The 16,428-nt window shown below is 56.2% G+C and carries 15 protein-coding genes; 5 read left to right on the forward strand and 10 right to left on the reverse strand.

What is annotated here, in order from left to right; all coding sequences use genetic code 11:
- Positions 1–59: 59 nt before the first annotated feature.
- The 3 genes from cadB to hmpA form a co-directional block, all read right to left on the reverse strand.
- Positions 60–1,391 (reverse strand): cadaverine/lysine antiporter, encoded by a 1,332-nt coding sequence (gene cadB / locus ACW14G_RS01090; protein ID WP_163448301.1) that lies wholly within the window; start codon positions 1,389–1,391, stop codon positions 60–62.
- A 348-nt stretch (positions 1,392–1,739) separates the two neighbouring features.
- Entirely contained in the window at positions 1,740–3,245 is a 1,506-nt protein-coding gene (gene cadC, locus ACW14G_RS01095) for a lysine decarboxylation/transport transcriptional activator CadC (protein ID WP_163448300.1), read from the reverse strand.
- Positions 3,246–3,381: 136 nt separating this feature from the next.
- Entirely contained in the window at positions 3,382–4,572 is a 1,191-nt protein-coding gene (gene hmpA, locus ACW14G_RS01100) for an NO-inducible flavohemoprotein (RefSeq protein ID WP_249022880.1), read from the reverse strand.
- A gap of 326 nt (positions 4,573–4,898) precedes the next feature.
- On the opposite strand from hmpA, the gene glyA reads away from it, so the two are divergent.
- Positions 4,899–6,152 (forward strand): serine hydroxymethyltransferase, encoded by a 1,254-nt coding sequence (gene glyA / locus ACW14G_RS01105; protein ID WP_024157213.1) that lies wholly within the window; start codon positions 4,899–4,901, stop codon positions 6,150–6,152.
- A 117-nt stretch (positions 6,153–6,269) separates the two neighbouring features.
- Here the strand turns inward: glyA and ACW14G_RS01110 are convergent, their stop codons facing one another.
- The 6 genes from ACW14G_RS01110 to hcaE form a co-directional block, all read right to left on the reverse strand.
- Positions 6,270–6,692, reverse strand: a complete 423-nt coding sequence (locus tag ACW14G_RS01110; RefSeq protein WP_065355942.1) for a DoxX family protein — start codon at positions 6,690–6,692, stop codon at positions 6,270–6,272.
- 148 nt (positions 6,693–6,840) lie between these two features.
- Complete coding sequence (gene hcaD, locus ACW14G_RS01115) at positions 6,841–8,043, reverse strand: phenylpropionate dioxygenase ferredoxin reductase subunit (protein WP_249022881.1); 1,203 nt, start codon at positions 8,041–8,043, stop codon at positions 6,841–6,843.
- Positions 8,044–8,052: 9 nt separating this feature from the next.
- On the reverse strand, positions 8,053–8,865 hold the full coding sequence (gene hcaB, locus ACW14G_RS01120) for a 3-phenylpropionate-dihydrodiol/cinnamic acid-dihydrodiol dehydrogenase (protein ID WP_249022882.1): 813 nt from the start codon (positions 8,863–8,865) through the stop codon (positions 8,053–8,055).
- Entirely contained in the window at positions 8,865–9,182 is a 318-nt protein-coding gene (hcaC, locus tag ACW14G_RS01125; RefSeq protein WP_167575232.1) for a 3-phenylpropionate/cinnamic acid dioxygenase ferredoxin subunit, read from the reverse strand. Before hcaC ends, hcaB begins: the two co-directional genes overlap by 1 nt.
- Complete coding sequence (gene hcaF, locus ACW14G_RS01130) at positions 9,182–9,700, reverse strand: 3-phenylpropionate/cinnamic acid dioxygenase subunit beta (RefSeq protein WP_223803133.1); 519 nt, start codon at positions 9,698–9,700, stop codon at positions 9,182–9,184. The genes hcaC and hcaF overlap by 1 nt, the downstream gene beginning before the upstream one ends.
- Positions 9,697–11,058 carry a 3-phenylpropionate/cinnamic acid dioxygenase subunit alpha gene (gene hcaE, locus ACW14G_RS01135; protein WP_249022883.1) on the reverse strand — a complete coding sequence of 454 codons (1,362 nt, stop codon included), beginning with the start codon at positions 11,056–11,058 and terminating at the stop codon, positions 9,697–9,699. Before hcaE ends, hcaF begins: the two co-directional genes overlap by 4 nt.
- 135 nt (positions 11,059–11,193) lie before the next feature.
- On the opposite strand from hcaE, the gene hcaR reads away from it, so the two are divergent.
- Positions 11,194–12,078, forward strand: a complete 885-nt coding sequence (gene hcaR, locus ACW14G_RS01140) for a DNA-binding transcriptional regulator HcaR (protein WP_249022884.1) — start codon at positions 11,194–11,196, stop codon at positions 12,076–12,078.
- 160 nt (positions 12,079–12,238) lie between these two features.
- Positions 12,239–13,375 carry a 3-phenylpropionate MFS transporter gene (locus ACW14G_RS01145; RefSeq protein ID WP_163448291.1) on the forward strand — a complete coding sequence of 379 codons (1,137 nt, stop codon included), beginning with the start codon at positions 12,239–12,241 and terminating at the stop codon, positions 13,373–13,375.
- On the opposite strand, the gene csiE is transcribed toward ACW14G_RS01145, so the two are convergent.
- A complete protein-coding gene (gene csiE / locus ACW14G_RS01150; protein WP_249022886.1) occupies positions 13,372–14,649 on the reverse strand; it encodes a stationary phase inducible protein CsiE in 1,278 nt (425 codons plus the stop codon). The genes ACW14G_RS01145 and csiE overlap by 4 nt on opposite strands.
- Before the next feature lie 116 nt (positions 14,650–14,765).
- On the opposite strand from csiE, the gene ACW14G_RS01155 reads away from it, so the two are divergent.
- On the forward strand, positions 14,766–15,404 hold the full coding sequence (locus tag ACW14G_RS01155) for a DUF1007 family protein (RefSeq protein WP_249022887.1): 639 nt from the start codon (positions 14,766–14,768) through the stop codon (positions 15,402–15,404).
- The gene (locus tag ACW14G_RS01160) at positions 15,395–16,378 is read left to right on the forward strand and encodes a nickel/cobalt transporter (RefSeq protein ID WP_249022888.1); all 984 of its coding nucleotides are present in this window, start codon (positions 15,395–15,397) and stop codon (positions 16,376–16,378) included. The genes ACW14G_RS01155 and ACW14G_RS01160 overlap by 10 nt, the downstream gene beginning before the upstream one ends.
- The last annotated feature ends 50 nt before the right edge of the window (positions 16,379–16,428 follow it).

Raw genomic sequence — 16,428 nt, forward strand, 5'->3', positions numbered from 1 at the left:
CCTTCCCACCGCGTTAGCGGCAGGGGAGGAAGGGCCTGTAGAAATAGGGGAGTTAGCGGTTAGAGCGCTTCAGCCGGTTTGTTGTCGTGGTCGTCATGCTGACGCTGATGCATTTTGCGGCCATAGAACATCAGGATGACCAGGCTGACGATAAAGGTGCCGGACAGCTCGAAGGAGTTGGCCCCCATCAGCGCGATAAAGCAGAACGCGCAGCCCAGCACGGAGCACACGAGGCTCGCCGAGTTACGAATGTTGAAGCCTTCGAAGCGAATCAGGTCAACGCAGGAGTAGAAGTACGGCAGCATGGTCAGCAGAACCGCAATACCGGTCAGTTCACCGAACAGGTCAGAGGCTTTACCACCGCTGGAGTTCATGATGGTGATAATAATCATCAGCGCGGTCATTTTGACGGCGGCCAGCAGCAGGCCTTTTTTCGGGATGCCGTTTTTATCGACTTCGCCGTACACTTTCGGGAAGTTACCATCGTTAGCGGCACGAACGCCTGCCTGGCCAACCAGCATCATCCAGGAGCCCAGAGAAGTCAGACACGCAAAGGCGGTAAAGGCAGACACCATTGGCGCAGCCCAGCTACCCATGATAGTCGAGGCGCTGACGGCGAACGGCGCGCCGGAAGAGGCCATCACGGAAGCCGGATACATACCGGAGATCACCTGGGTTGCGGCGATGTAAATCACGCCCGCAATCGCGGTACCGAGCATAGTGGCCAGCGGTACGGTACGTTTCGGGTTTTTCACCATACCGGTACTGACAGCGGCAGATTCCACGCCAACGAACGCCCACAGGCACAGCAGAATACTTTTGATAACCGCGTGCGGATCGGTGGTTGCCGAGGTGTTCCAGTTAGCCTGATAGGTTGCCATATCAAACCAGTGCCAGCCGATAACGGCGGTGATGACAACCGGGATAAGCACCAGCACCAGCCCAATGGTCGTCAGACGGCTTACCCAGGTCCCACCGAGCATATTCACGAAGGTGAACAGCCAGACGATGGCAATACAGGCGATACCCGCTGGAATCGGGTCATTTAATACTGGGAAGAAGGTCGATAAATAAGAGACGGCGGTAATCCCGATTGCCAGGTTACCAATCCAGTTGGCATGGTAATAAAGTACGCCTGTCTGGAAACCAAATGCCGGAGATAATTCCCCCGCATAGGCAATTGGGCCACCCTGCTGCGGGTTTTTGGTCGCCAGTCGGGCATAAACATATGCCAGCGACATTGCGCCAATAATAGAAATTACCCAGCCCCAAATTGCAATGCCACCGATGCTGGCGAGGTTTGCAGGTAATAAGGCAATGCCGCTCCCCATCATATTCCCGGCGACAACGCCGGTGCAGGCAAATAGCCCAATCTTCTTAGCGGAACTCATGTTCGTTTCTCCTGAGCAGTATTTTTAAGTGCGGACCGCGAGGTGAGCTATGGCGAGCGACCCGACCAACTGACGGCAATATTACTGAGCAGGCTAAGAGAAGTCCTAAAGTTAAAGTGAAATAAACACAAACATCGAAAAGATGAGGTGTTTAGCTTTTTGCATTAACATGTCAGGATAAAAAGTTTATATCACGAAAAGGTAAATGTTTAATAATTACAATGGAGTATGGTTTGTTCTTGCTGGAGGGGAGATGTTGCTGCATGGTAACAATTAAAACCTTGCAACAACATCAATATTACATCTTGCGTGCCCTTATTTAACCATGATAATGACGGTCAACGCCCGCTAAGCGGTTTTAGGCAGGAAGGTTTGCAGATAAGGAACAATTTTTTCTATCGACGTCTGGAATATTCCGTTCTGAATCCAGTACAGCGTATTGTCGCCGGGGCGTAAATTAAAGGCGGTGATATAGGCGTCAGCGGCAAGCCGACTCTCACCTTTCATTTCGTACACTTTTCCCAGCACCACATAATTGAGCCATGACATTTCCAGCTCAATGCTTTTATTAATAGCCTCGTACGCGTTATCAATACTGCCTTTGCCTAACGCGTCAATTGCCTGAATTCGATAAAGCACTGCGCTATTTTGCAGTTCCGGCATGTTGGCCACGTGATCTAATTCGTGGCTTAACGCCACCAGTTGGCTGCTATCAAACGGTTGCTGCGAATGGCGTAATACATCCACCATCGCTTTCTGGGCATAGCCATAGGCGAAATCGGGCGACAGCTTAATAATACTGTCGAGCATGGCGCTCGCCTTAGTTAAAGACGGCGCGTCGCCCTGGGAAATTAATAACAGTGCCTGATAGAACTGGGCGAGTGACATCGGCTGGGGCATATCCAGATGTGCCAGCATGGTTTGCATCTGTGCTGGCCATGGCTGCGTCAGCGCGGTAGAAAGGCTGTCAAAAAGATCGCGCTGAATAGACACCAGGTTTCCGTCGGTGACGAAATAACGCTTATCAAGCATCTTTGAACTGTCGGCGTTATCCACCAACAGTACCGACATAAAGCACTGCTGGGCGCGGTAGTGACGCTGGTTGACGAAGCTGATGGTCAGCGTTTTCCCGGAACTGCTGGGTTCATTGACGTTGTAGTTGGTTTTGTCATGCACCATAAAAGTGGAGTAGGTATTCAGCGAGGTGGTGATCAGCGTTCCCAGCCCAATGGCGTAGGCCTGCTGTGATACCCAGTTATTGCACGATGCGCCCGGCTCAAAGCGTACGTCGATGTCGCGCGGGTTCAGCAACAGATGTGAGCGGGTGATCTGCGGATGGGGACGAATGACGGTCAGTAACACCATCGCTATCAGCACGCCCAACGAAAGCAGGAAGGCAAACTGAGTCCAGACGTTGGAGTACCAGCGGCGTTTCGCTTTGAGTCGCGGGGCTGCTGACGCGTTTGCCGGCGCGGCCGTGGGGGCTGGCGAAACGACCGGTGCCTCAGGTGTTTGATTCTCTTCTGTTTCATCAAGCCAGGTGACTTCAGCCGTGAGCTGATAGCCGCGTTTGGGAACGGTAATAATATAATCAATGTGCCCATCGTCGCCGTCACGCAGCGATTTGCGCAGCTCAGAAATGCTCTGGGTGACCACATGGCTGGTCACGATGTTACGCATCCAGATGTTATCGATCAGTTCATCACGGCTCAGTACCTCCCCCGGATGCTGGGCAAAGTACATCAGCAGATCGATTAATCGCGGTTCCAGAGTGAGGTGTCGGCCTGCGCGGCTGATTTGATTAATAGAAGGCGTGATCAGCCATTCGCCAACGCGTACAACCGGTTGTTGCATATAAATGAATCGCCAAAGGATAAAAAATGGGACAGGAGATTAATCATAACACAATTCGCTGTCCGGTTTTTTGACCTTGCAGAGCGTACGATGGGGGAGGAAGACGGGCAAAATATGCCCGTCTGGAAAGAAAAGATTACAGTACTTTATGCGGACCGAAGCATTCATAGTGAATACGATCGCTGCTGACGCCTAGCGCCACTAACTGTTTAGCCGCGTGCTGCATAAAGGCAACCGGGCCGCAGAGGTAGAACTGCATCTCTGGGTTCTGTAGATCCGCGGCCAGTGGTTCCAGCGCCATCAGCCCTTCGCCATCAAAAGCGGCGGCTTGACGGTCTGCCTCGGTAGGCGCGCGATACCACAGGTGTGAAGTGAAATGCGGCAGCTCTGCGCCCAGCGCGTTGACTTCATCGGCAAAGGCGTGAACCTCGCCGTTTTCCGCGGCGTGGAACCAGTTCACCTGCGCCGGATGATGATTCTTCGCGAGCGTATCGAGCATCGCCAGCATCGGTGTCTGGCCGACGCCGCCGGAAATGAGGGTCACCGGCGTTTGTGGCGATACGTTGAGGAAGAAGTCGCCAGCCGGCGCGGCCAGATGGACAATATCACCTTCTTTTGCCTCGTTATGCAGCCAGTTTGATACCTGGCCGCCATTTTCGCGCTTCACCGCAATGCGGTAACCCTTGCCATCTGCCTTGCGGGTCAGTGAATACTGACGAATTTCCTGAAACTCAAAGCCCTCGGGCTTCAGCCATACCGCCAGATACTGGCCCGGTTGGTAATCCGCTACCGGCTGGCCGTCTACGGGTTCCATTTCAAAGCTGGTAATCAGCGCGCTGCGCGGGGTTTTCTTCACGATACGGAAGGCGCGGGTGCCTTCCCAGCCACCGGTTTTGCCGGCGTTATCCTGGTAGATCTCTGCTTCACGCTTGATAAACACGCCTGCCAGTACCCCGTAGGCTTTGCCCCACGCGTCCAGCACTTCCTGGCCCGGGCTGAACATCTCATCCAGAGTCGCCAGCAGGTGTTCGCCGACAATGTTGTACTGCTCCGGCTTAATCTGGAAGCTGGTGTGCTTCTGGGCGATTTTCTCCACCGCCGGCAGCAGGGCAGGGAGGTTTTCAATATTGCTGGCGTAGGCGGCAATGGCATTGAACAGCGCTTCACGCTGATCGCCGTTGCGCTGGTTGCTCATATTAAAAATCTCTTTCAGCTCCGGGTTATGGGCAAACATCCGGTCATAAAAGTGGGCAGTAAGCTTTGGACCGGTTTCGACCAGCAGCGGAATGGTGGCTTTAACGGTGGCGATAGTATGAGCATCAAGCATGGCAGGTCTTCCTTTCGTGTTATTAATTGTTGCATGTTAAATGCATCTTATAAAAATACCCCTGCTTTGTAAATGGTTCTTTGTTTTAATGGGGTCTCCTGGTTACAACATGAATAATTCGCATCACAATCCTGAAAAGAAATCCGTTTGCGCCCTGAAGCGCTTTATTGCTCAATCCCTTGTGTGGCTTGAAGGTAAACGTTTGCGTAATTTCGTTTGTCAAGACCTGTTATCACAGAACTAATCAGTTATACTGTGGGCCGTTGTCCAACAGGACTGCCTTTTTCAGGTCAAAATTTTATTGTTAGCTGAGTCAGGAGATGCGGATGTTAAAGCGTGAAATGAACATTGCCGATTATGATGCCGAACTGTGGCAGGCTATGGAGCAGGAAAAAGTACGTCAGGAAGAGCACATCGAACTGATCGCCTCCGAAAACTACACCAGCCCGCGCGTCATGCAGGCGCAGGGTTCTCAGCTGACCAACAAATACGCTGAAGGTTATCCTGGCAAGCGCTACTACGGCGGCTGCGAATACGTTGATGTCGTTGAGCAGCTGGCTATCGACCGCGCGAAAGAGCTGTTCGGCGCCGACTACGCTAACGTGCAGCCGCACTCTGGCTCTCAGGCTAACTTCGCTGTTTACACCGCGCTGCTGCAGCCGGGCGATACCGTTCTGGGTATGAACCTGGCGCAGGGGGGCCACCTGACTCACGGCTCCCCGGTCAACTTCTCCGGTAAACTGTATAACATCGTCCCTTACGGTATCGATGAGTCCGGTAAAATCGACTATGACGAAATGGCAAAGCTGGCCAAAGAGCACAAGCCGAAGATGATTATCGGTGGTTTCTCTGCCTACTCCGGCGTGGTTGATTGGGCAAAAATGCGCGAAATCGCTGACAGCATCGGCGCATACTTGTTCGTCGACATGGCGCACGTGGCTGGCCTGATTGCCGCTGACGTGTACCCGAACCCAGTTCCGCACGCTCACGTTGTTACCACCACCACCCACAAAACTCTGGCGGGTCCGCGCGGCGGCCTGATCCTGGCGAAGGGCGGCGATGAAGAGCTGTATAAAAAACTGAACTCTGCTGTTTTCCCAAGCGCGCAGGGCGGCCCGCTGATGCACGTGATCGCCGGTAAAGCAGTAGCGCTGAAAGAAGCGATGGAGCCGGAATTCAAAGTCTACCAGCAGCAGGTTGCGAAAAACGCGAAAGCGATGGTAGAAGTGTTCCTGAACCGCGGCTACAAAGTGGTTTCTGGTGGTACTGAGAACCACCTGTTCCTGCTGGACCTGGTTGATAAAAACCTGACCGGTAAAGAAGCTGACGCAGCCCTGGGCCGCGCTAACATCACCGTGAACAAAAACAGCGTCCCGAACGATCCGAAGAGCCCGTTCGTGACCTCCGGTATCCGTATCGGTTCCCCGGCTGTTACTCGTCGCGGCTTCAAAGAAGCGGAAGTGAAAGAGCTGGCTGGCTGGATGTGTGACGTGCTGGACAACATCAATGATGAAGCCACCATTGAACGCGTGAAAGCGAAAGTGCTGGATATCTGTGCACGCTTCCCGGTTTACGCGTAAGCGTGAATCGTGTGATGTGAAAAAGGCCGCGTACGCGGCCTTTTTTTCTGCCCGATGGCACTACGCTTATCAGTCCTACTCGTAGGCCTGATAAGCGTAGCGCCATCAGGCAAACCATCAGCGCTTATCTAACGAAATTTTCCCCGGCCCGACAATTGCCAGCAGCAGGAACGCCCCCGAGATACTGATATTTTTGTAGAAGTTAATCATATTTGGCATCACCGCATCGCCGGTCATGTTCCAGTAGTGGTGGCCAATCACCGCCGTCCCCAGCGTATAGAACAGAAAAATCACCGCCAGCGGACGCGTAAAGAACCCCAGAATCACCAGAATAACGGCGGGAACTTCCATCACGATCGCGATGATAGCCGCCAGCGCCGGCATCGGTGTGCCGATGGAGGCCATGTACTGCACCGTGCCGTCGTAGTGGAGCATTTTGGGATAGCCGGAGAGAATAAACAGCAGCACGATAGCGATACGGGCAATCAGCAGCAGCAGATCGCGCGAAGCGCCAAAGTCGAGATAGCGAAGCGAGTTCATGGCAGTTCCTTTGGGTAAGTACGTTTGATTTAAACGTAATACACAATTTTGTGGCCTGCCACACAGGGGCGAAAAATCAGTAGATTGGATGGTACTTTGGTATGGCCCCTTCGCCGTAGCGATAAGAAGGGGCCGTCATGCGCACCTGCTATAGCGATTTTAAGGGTACGCTTTCATCACAAAGGGCGTCTTCACTGACTACGCGTCCTGACTGAATCAGCTTACGCAGCACGCGTACTTCGCGTCCGTTGTTCAGTGCTACCGCGCCTGCCAGCGCGCCTTCACGTAGCTGAAGCCAAATGGCTTTCCTGTCGCCCGGTTCACCACGACATAACCAGTTTTCTCCCTGCATTTCGCCAACAAACTGCAGGTTATCACTGTATTGATCGGTCCAGAACCAGCCCGGTGTGGCATCCGGCACGGGTAAACCGAGCATGGCAGCGGCGGCGACCTGCGCCTGGAAGTTGGCATTTTCCCAGCTTTCTATACGCCTTAACGAGCCGTCTGGCTGACGAGTGAGCGCCACATCACCGGCGGCGAAAATGGCCGGGTCGGCGGTGGCACAGGTGCTATCGACAATAATACCGTTAGCGGTTTCCAGCCCCGCTTCGCGTGCCAGCGCATCGTTGGCCACGATGCCGATACCGTAAACCACGGCATCAGCCTGTAGCGTTTCGCCATTTTGCAGGGTGAGCGAGAGGAACTCGCCCGCTTCGGCGTGCTCAATGGCGCTGTTGAGCAGCACCCGCACGCCGGCTAGCTGATGGCGTGCCAGCAGATAATCGCGTACCGGAGCAGGAGCATTGCGGCCCATCACCGTATCCGCCAGTTCGACTACCGTGACGCGGCAACCGCGCTGGGTGGCGCTGGCCGCCAGCTCCAGGCCGATGGTGCCTGCGCCGACGATGACGATCGATTTTCCCGGCTGTAGCGCAGCCCGGAGACGCTCGGCATCGCCGGCATGACGCAGGGTAAAGCAGCGCTCGCCCAGCGCATCCAGCAGCGGCAACGGCCTGGCGGCGGCACCGGTAGCCAGCAGCAGCTGTGACCAGCGGTAGGTTTGCCCATCGGCGAGCGTTAGCGTGCGGGTAGCGCGATCGATCTCGCGTATCGTGACGCCCATATGCAACTGCACGTTGTGTTCCTGCCACCAGTTGGCGGGCAGAACGGGCTGAAGCTGTGGGTTATCGTCCAGCAGCATGGCTTTCGAGAGCGGTGGGCGCTCGTAAGGCAAATGCATTTCGTTGGAGAAAAGATGCAGCGGCCCGCTAAACCCCTGCTGCCGCAGCGCGGCGGCGGCCATCGCCCCCGCCTGGCCGCCGCCGATAATGGCAATAATCTGTTCGCTCATGCTCGCTCCTTACAGATCCAGACCGGCGGCCACGTGGCGGATCCCACGGATCCCCAGCCCGGCATCGGCGTTGATCATCACGCCGCTTAGCGTACGGTTGTTGCGGCGTGAAGCCAGCATCACGTACGGGCCGGTGAAGTCAGCCGGTGCCGGGAAGAACTGCAGCGGCAGAATGGCGGCAATTTTCTCCGGCGTCAGTGACTGCATAATCGAGGTATCGTTCTGACCGAGCGCCTGCGGGCCACGCAGATCGGTGGCCATGCCGCATGGGCCGACACCGTTCACTCGCACCTTCGGCGCCAGCTCGTAGGCCAACTGGCGAATCAGCCCGGTGGCCGCGTGCTTGCTGGCGGTATACAGCGGCCCACCGCCGCCCGGATACCAGGCCGCGTTAGAGAGGGTAAAAATCATGCTGCCTTCGCTGGCGATAAGTGCGGGAGCGCAGGCTTTCGCGCCCAGCAGATAGCCCAGCACGTTAACGTTAAACAGTTCGTGGAAGCCGCTCTCCAGCGCATCCGCAGGCGTATTAACCAGGGAAGCGTTGTGATCCCAGATCCCGGCATTGCCGATAAAGCAGTCCAGTTTGCCAAAATTGCTGAGGATCTGATCTACCGCGCGCTGGTAGTCGGCGTAACAGGTGACATTACCTTCTACTGCCAGCAGATGATCGCCAAAGCGCTGGCGCAGGCTGGCGACTTTGGCTGGCGAAAGTTCCAGCGTGGCAACCTTCGCACCTTCTTCAATAAAGCGTTCGACCAGTGCCAGGCCCAGGCCGGAACCGCCGCCGGTAATAAACACAACGTTATCGCGTAAATCGCTCATCAGGCCTCCTCGGGAATATCGATAAACACTTCGCCGCCTTCCACATGTACCGCATAGGTGGTCAGCGGATCGGTGGCGGGCAGGCACAGCGCTTTGCCGGTTTTCAGGCAGAAGCTGGCGGCGTGCAGCGGGCATTCCACCGTCGCATCGTCTTCCAGATAGCCCTCTGACATCGAGGCGTTGCCGTGGCTACAGCGGTCGTTAATGGCATAAAACTCGCCGCCGATATGGAACAGCGCGATGACGGGCGAGGTCTCCAGGCGGAGGGCTTCCCCCTCCGGTAGCTCCGTGGCGGAGCAGGCCAAAATACGGTTCATCAGAAAAGGATGCTCAGGTTGTGGGAGGTGATCACTGCCTGATCGAGCACGATCTCTCGTGCCAGCAGACGCCACGTGTCGTCAGGCAGACGGCGGACTTTATCCACGCGTGTACCGACGTAGAACGTTTCATCACGCTCCTTTTGCGCGCGGTACAGCAGATAGTTCAGGCGCACGGCGAACACATCCGGCTGGTCGGTTTCGCTCACCTGCAGGTTGCTGATCATGTGGCGGGTGCGGGAAGGCGGCTCCTCCGCCCACGCCATGCCGGTTTCCAGCCGCGCGATACGACGCTCAAGCTGGTCTTTGTTGTCGTTGAAAATCCAGGTGGTCGGCGGCTGTACGCCTTTACGGCGGTCGCGCGTCTGGGCATTCACCGTGGTACGCATGGTGTAGCGAATCTCTTCATCCAGTTGCGCCAGCCAGTCGCGAAACTGCCAGTCGTCCAGCAGACGCGCTTCTTCATACAGGAACTGGCTGATGCGGTGATGCAGCTCAGGGGAGACTAACGCGCTCATTTGATCACCTCCTGCTGGTATGCGGCGGTTTTTTCCTGCACTTCCTGCCAGCTTTCGCTGCTTAATAAATCGGCCCAGCGCTGATACATGCCGCGGGCGGCGGTTTCCGAGAAGATATAGTTGGTGATCCCTGGTATGCCGTCTTCACGACGTTTTTCCTGGCCGAGACCCATCTCCAGACACAGGTTGGTGTTGCGTGCCCGGTGGCCTTTCAGCAATTTTTGAATTTCACACCAGTTTTCCGAATCGTCCTGCTCAAGGAACCCCGCCGGTCCGAAAGCGCGGGTGGCGCTGTTTTCAAAAGCGGCTTTGACTTCATCAGAGGCGGCTTTATCAGCGATGCAGAACGCCCATACTTCGACTTTGTCCGGCCCGCGAGGGTGCCAGACGCGCAGCGTGGCGGTGCCATTCAGCCAGGAGAGGGTGGGGAAAATGTTGTTGTGACCGGCGAGACGCAGCGCGCGTACCTTGCCCAGACGCTGCTCGGCCTCTTCATAGGTGTCGCGATAGTAGCTGGAGACTTCACCGTCGACCCAGACGTTGGCGTCCGGTTTCTCGGTAAAGAAGAAGCCGCTGCCGTGTCCGTCCTGGCCGAACTGCAGCGCGTCTTTGGCGGTTTCCCACACCGGGCGGGCGGTCTGACCGTCGCCGAGGCGCTTATCGCTGCCGTCATCCTTCGCCCCCAGCACCTGCACGGCGGAAGCGTGGCTGAACAGCGCGTGATACTGGTCGCTGGCGAACTGTTCGGCGGGGAATTTCCAGTTACAGTCGATGGTCCACTTCTGCACGCCGCCGACGATTTCGGTGCCGCCTTCACGGCGATCCAGCACGCCGTCGAGATACCAGGCGATGTCGCCGAGATAATCGCGCAGATTCGGCGCGCTGGTATCCCAGTTACCGAAAATCAGCCCTTTGTAACTCTCGACGCACGGCACTTCGTTCAGCCCCCACTGGGATTTGCACAGCCCTTGCGGGTAGGCGCGTGGCTCCAGCGGCACGTCGATCAGCTCGCCGTTAATGCCGTACGACCAGCCGTGATACGGGCAGGTGAAGGCGCGGGTGTTACCGCAGTCGGCATAACTCACGCGCATCGCACGGTGGCGACACTGGTTGAGAAACACTTTGATGCTGCCGTCCTTCTGGCGCACCACCACCACGGCGTCTTCGCCCATATAGGTGTTAAAGAAATCGCCCGGTTTGGGGATTTGGCTTTCGTGGGCCAGAAACAGCCAGCAGCGTCCGAAGATGCGTTCCAGCTCCAGTTGGTAAATGTCAGGGTCGGTATAAATTCGTGGGGTTACGCGACCGTGTAGGGTATCAATCAGTTGGTAGATGTCTAAATTTGAGGGTGTGGTCATATTTTTTAATCCTGAAAGCTAAGATGTATTGACCTTCTTTTTTTGTGCCCTAAGGATGTTGCTGGTTAGTTATCAATCTGTGAAATAGTAAATATCTACCAGCTGAGACGTTTTTTCGATAACAAGGAGAGGGACATGGAACTGAGGCACCTACGCTACTTCGTCGCGGTGGCGCAGGAGTTAAACTTCACTCGAGCCGCAGAAAAATTGCATACCTCACAGCCCTCCCTGAGTAGTCAAATACGCGATCTGGAGCAGTGCGTGGGCGTCGCGTTGCTGGAACGCGACAAGCGCAAAGTGACCCTCACGGCAGCCGGTGAGTGTTTCTTGCAGGATGCGCAGGCCATTCTGGACAATGCGGAACAGGCCAAGCTGCGCGCGCGTAAAGCGGCGCTGAATAACGACCATCTGGCGATTGGCTTTGTCCCCTCCGCCGAGGTGAATCTGCTGCCAAAGGTGCTGCCGATGCTGCGTCTGCGTCAGCCTGAAACCCATATCGAGCTGGCAAGCCTGATTACCACGCAGCAAGAAGAGAAGCTGCGGAGCGGTGAACTGGACGTCGGGCTGATGCGTTATCCTGTTCACGGGCAGGATATTGAATTTATTGAGCTGTTTCATGAACCGCTGGTGGTGGTGCTGCCGGTAGGTCATCCACTATCCCGCGAGGAGAGTATTTCCGCCCAGCAGTTACACGGTGTGAACTTTGTCACCACCGACCCGGACTATTCCGGCGAACTTTCATCGGTAGTCAACGCGTGGTTTGAGAAAGAGCGCAGCCAGCCGAATATCGTACAGGTGGCGACCAATATCCTGGTGACCATGAACCTCGTTGGTATGGGACTGGGGGCCACTTTGATACCCGGTTATATGAATAATTTTAATACCGGACAGGTGGTTTTTCGGCCAATTAAAGGCGAAGCGCCGACGCTGGCGCTGCTGATGGCGTGGAAAAAGGGCGAGCTAAAGCCCGCCCTAAGGGATTTTATCGAGCTGGCGCAAAGACCGTTGGTTGAAGGTTAACGCGGGCGTGCTTCTCAGCGGCTGCCGTTAGGGCGGACAACTCTGGAGTGATAAAGAAGGAAGGTGATGCTCGTCACAATTTTCTGGTAACTACCTGCGTTAGTACTCTCCAGAATATGGGGAGAGTCATTAGACTATCGCCTCCATAACGGGAGGAACCATGGTTTTGCACTCCACGCGCTGGCTGGCGCTCAGTTACTTCACCTACTTCTTTAGCTACGGTATTTTTCTGCCTTTCTGGAGCGTCTGGCTCAAAGGCGCGGGGCTCTCTCCCGAAACCATCGGTTTGCTGCTCGGCGCCGGGCTGGTGGCCCGTTTTCTCGGTAGCCTGCTGATTGCGCCGCGCGTGAGCGACCCCTCGAAACTGATTAGCGTTCTGCGCATTCTGGCGTTGATGACACTGCTGTTCGCGCTGGCCTTCTGGGCGGGCAGCAACGTAGCGTGGCTGATGGTGGTGATGATCGGGTTCAACCTCTTTTTCTCACCGCTGGTGCCGCTGACCGATGCGCTGGCCAATACCTGGCAAAAACAGATAACCATGGACTATGGCCGGGTGCGCCTGTGGGGGTCGATTGCCTTTGTGATTGGCTCGGCGTTGACCGGCAAGCTGGTGAGCTTGTTTGACTATCATGTGATTCTGCTGATGCTGAGTCTGGGCGTTGCTTCGATGCTGCTGGGCATGTTGCTGAAGCCGTCGGTGATGCCGCTCGGCGAGTCCCGTCACCAGGAATCAGTGGGCTGGCCGGCCTGGCGCGCGCTGGTGGTACAAAACTGGCGTTTCCTTGCCTGCGTTAGCCTGCTGCAAGGCGCGCACGCCGCCTATTACGGTTTTAGCGCGATTTTCTGGGAAGGCGCAGGCTACTCGGCGTCGGCAATTGGCTATCTTTGGTCGTTAGGCGTGGTGGCGGAAGTGCTGACCTTTGCCCTGAGCAAAAAAGTGTTTCGTCGCTTTAGCGCGCGGGACTTACTGCTGCTCTCCGCCATTTGCGGCGTGATTCGCTGGGGGCTGATGGGCTGGACCACCAGCTTACCGTGGCTGATTTTGATTCAGATCCTCCACTGCGGCACCTTCACCGTCTGCCATCTGGCGGCTATGCGCTACATTGCCGCGCGCCAGGGCAGCGAAGTGATTCGCCTGCAGGCGGTCTACTCGGCGGTGGCAATGGGCGGCAGCATTGCTGTGATGACCATGTTTGCGGGCTTCCTCTACCAGCATCTGCACCAGGGGCTGTTCTGGGTGATGGCGTTGGTGGCCCTGCCTGCGTTGGTGCTGCGGCCAAAAGCCGTCGTCCGCTAGGTTTCTAGGATCTGGCAGATACGCTGCTGCTGATGTTCGCTGAGCGACTGCTCGGCGTGGATCAGCGGCGGCGAAAACAGCGGCAGCACAATCGCGTAAGGCGATATCACCAGCGTGCTGTCCTTTGGCGCCCCTTCTTTCTGGAAAATATGCGCCGCCAGATATTTCACGTTGAGCGGCAGCAGGGTCAGCTCCCGCAGCTGCTGCTCAATCTCCTGTTCCAGCGCCGGGTTATCGCCGGTCAGTAATACCACCTGTTTCTCGTGTAGCTCGCTCTCCTGCATTAACCCCGCGCCGAAAATCACCGCAATCAGCGCCGCTTCGTCGTCGCTGAAGCGCAGGGCGTAACGCGTTTCAAAATCAGCCAGCGCGCTGCGGGTGGTGCGAATCAAACGCGGATAGAGGCGATGGATCTCCTCCGGTAGATGATGATCGATCCCGATCCCGAACACACAGCGGTTGAGCGCCTGCGATAAATGAACATAAAGCTGGTTGTGCAGCGCGCGTTCGTCGGTAAAGTGACATCCGGCAAGCTGCTGGAAGCGATCGACCAGATGGGATATCGCCAGATGTAGCTGCTGCTCCTGCTGGCGGCCATCGTCGTGCGGATTGGGGATTTTCAACAGCATAAAGAGTAGGGCGAGGAAATGCTGTTCATAAGGGTCAGGCGTCTGCATAACACGGCGCTGCCAGTGGCGCACGATATCCGCCGCCATCTGGTATTCGTCGGTCGACTGGGTCCAGGCGCTTTGCAATGTTGTGAACCGGGGGCTGACACCCTGATGATGTTGCAGCAGACAATATTGTAAATACAGGCGTAAAAACTGACCGTCCCGGCACTCAAACTCGCGCTCCAGGCTGCGGGCACAGCGGTTAACCAGCGCCTGGAGGTTGGTTTCATCATACAGCGTTCGGGCAATTTTCAGCTGTTTCAGCTGCGTTTTGATAGCCGGTGTAAAATGGTTGGCGACAAAATGCGGGCATAGCCGCAGCGCACGACGCAGCCAATGCAGCAGACACAGGCGCAGGTCGAGGGTGGTGCCTTCAATCCGATAGCTGCCATCCGCCTGAGTGGCGATTGCCAGACGATGGTAACGCTCAATCTCCTCGCCGGCGTCAACGATATCTTGCCGGGCGGTTGAAACATCGACATTATTCACCATGCCAATGTATTCCGCGGTAATGGTATGCCCTGGGAGATACAGCATCAGCAGCGCCTGGCAGCGGCGCTGGGGACTGGAAAGCACAGATGGCGGTTCAAGTACGGTCATCATCAGCTAGATCCAGTTTTAGGTAACCAGGATTAAGGATAGACAAAAGATAGCGGCGACCACGGCGCTTTCGCTAAGGAATGCTGGCGACGCTCACAGAATTTTTCACTGAGGAACGGATGAAGAGAGTGAAACAATGCGCGGTAATGGTGTTTCTTGCGTTTTTATCATTAAACGCCAGGGCGCATCCGCACAGTTTTATCACCATCACCAATCAATTGGTGGTGAGCGATGGCGCGCTTACCGGCATGAAAATGCGTTGGGTGATGGATGAACTCACCTCGGCCGACCTGCTGTACGACGCGGGTAATGCAAAGCCGGGGGATGAGGTATGGAAAAAACTGGCGGCGGAGGTGATGGCCAACGTGCTGGGGCAGCATTACTTCACCGAGTTCTGGCACAACGGCAAAAAGGTGAAGTTTAACAATCTGCCTGAAGACTACGGTCTGGCGCGTCAGGGGCATCAGGCGGTATTGACCTTCACGCTGCCGCTGGCCTCACCGCAACTGCTGGCGGGGCAAACCTATACTTTTTCCACCTTTGACCCGACCTATTATGTCGATATGAGCTACGAAAAAGACAGCGACGTGGCGTTTGCCGCAGATTTTAAAGGCGCGTGCAAGGTTCGTGTGCACACGCCGCAGCCCAACGAAGAGATGCTCTCCTACGCGCAGTCGCTCGATAAAGAAGACGCGCCGGAGGAGGATATGGAGCTGGGGAAACAGTTTGCCCAGAAGGTGACCGTGCAATGTCAGTGATTTCCGTTAACCGACGCCGTCCGCCGCGCCGCTGGGCCTCGCTCTGGCCGCTGGCGCTGTTTCTTGTTGCCGCTGCAGTAGGGCTGGTCTGGCTGTGGCAGGCGTGGCCGCAGGTGATGCTGAAAAGCGTTATCTGGCAGCGTGACGTTAACCAGCAGATGAGCGGTCTACTGAAAGCGGTGGCTGATAATCCCACCCAGGCGGGCGGCGCGCTGCTGCTGTTCAGCTTTGCCTACGGCGTGTTGCACGCGCTGGGGCCGGGACACGGCAAAGTGGTGATTACCACCTGGCTGGCGACCCATCCGTCAAAACTCAAGTCGAGCATCGGTCTGACGCTGGCTTCCTCATTATTACAGGGGCTGGTGGCGATTGCGTTGGTGGTTATTGTGCTCACCGTATTACGGCTTCCGGCGCGGCAGCTGCATCTCAGCAGCTTCTGGCTGGAAAAGGGGAGTTACGCGCTGGTAGGCGTACTGGGGCTACTGCTGTGCTGGCGGGCGTTGAAAAAGCTGCGCTTACTACTGCGTAAACCGAAATTCACCGCCTTTACGCCGCATCATGTTCACCATGACGGCTGTGGCTGCGGACACCAGCATTTGCCGAACCCGCAGCAGCTTGAACAGAGCGACGACTGGCGCGCGCGGCTGATGATTATTCTTTCGATGGGAATGCGCCCTTGTTCCGGCGCCATTATGGTACTGCTGTTCAGTAAAGTGATTGGCGTCTTTAGCTGGGGCGTTGCTTCGGCGCTGGCGATGGCGGCAGGGACGTCACTCACCATCTCGTCGCTGGCGCTGCTGGTTCACGGTTTCCGTACGCTGGCAGTGAAGCTGAGCGGCAATAAAACACCGGTGCTGTGGCGGCAGGTGGGCTGGACGACGCTGGCCTTAGCGGGCGGCGTCATTCTGATTGCCGCGGCGGTGGTCATGTGGCTGAGCGCGGTGCCGGTGGGCAGAGGGCTGAGGCCGTTTTAGCGTTGATGTCGAGGGACATAAAACGGTCTGAGCCCGAAAACAGGGCATTG

Source organism: Kluyvera sp. (genome assembly GCF_965301105.1).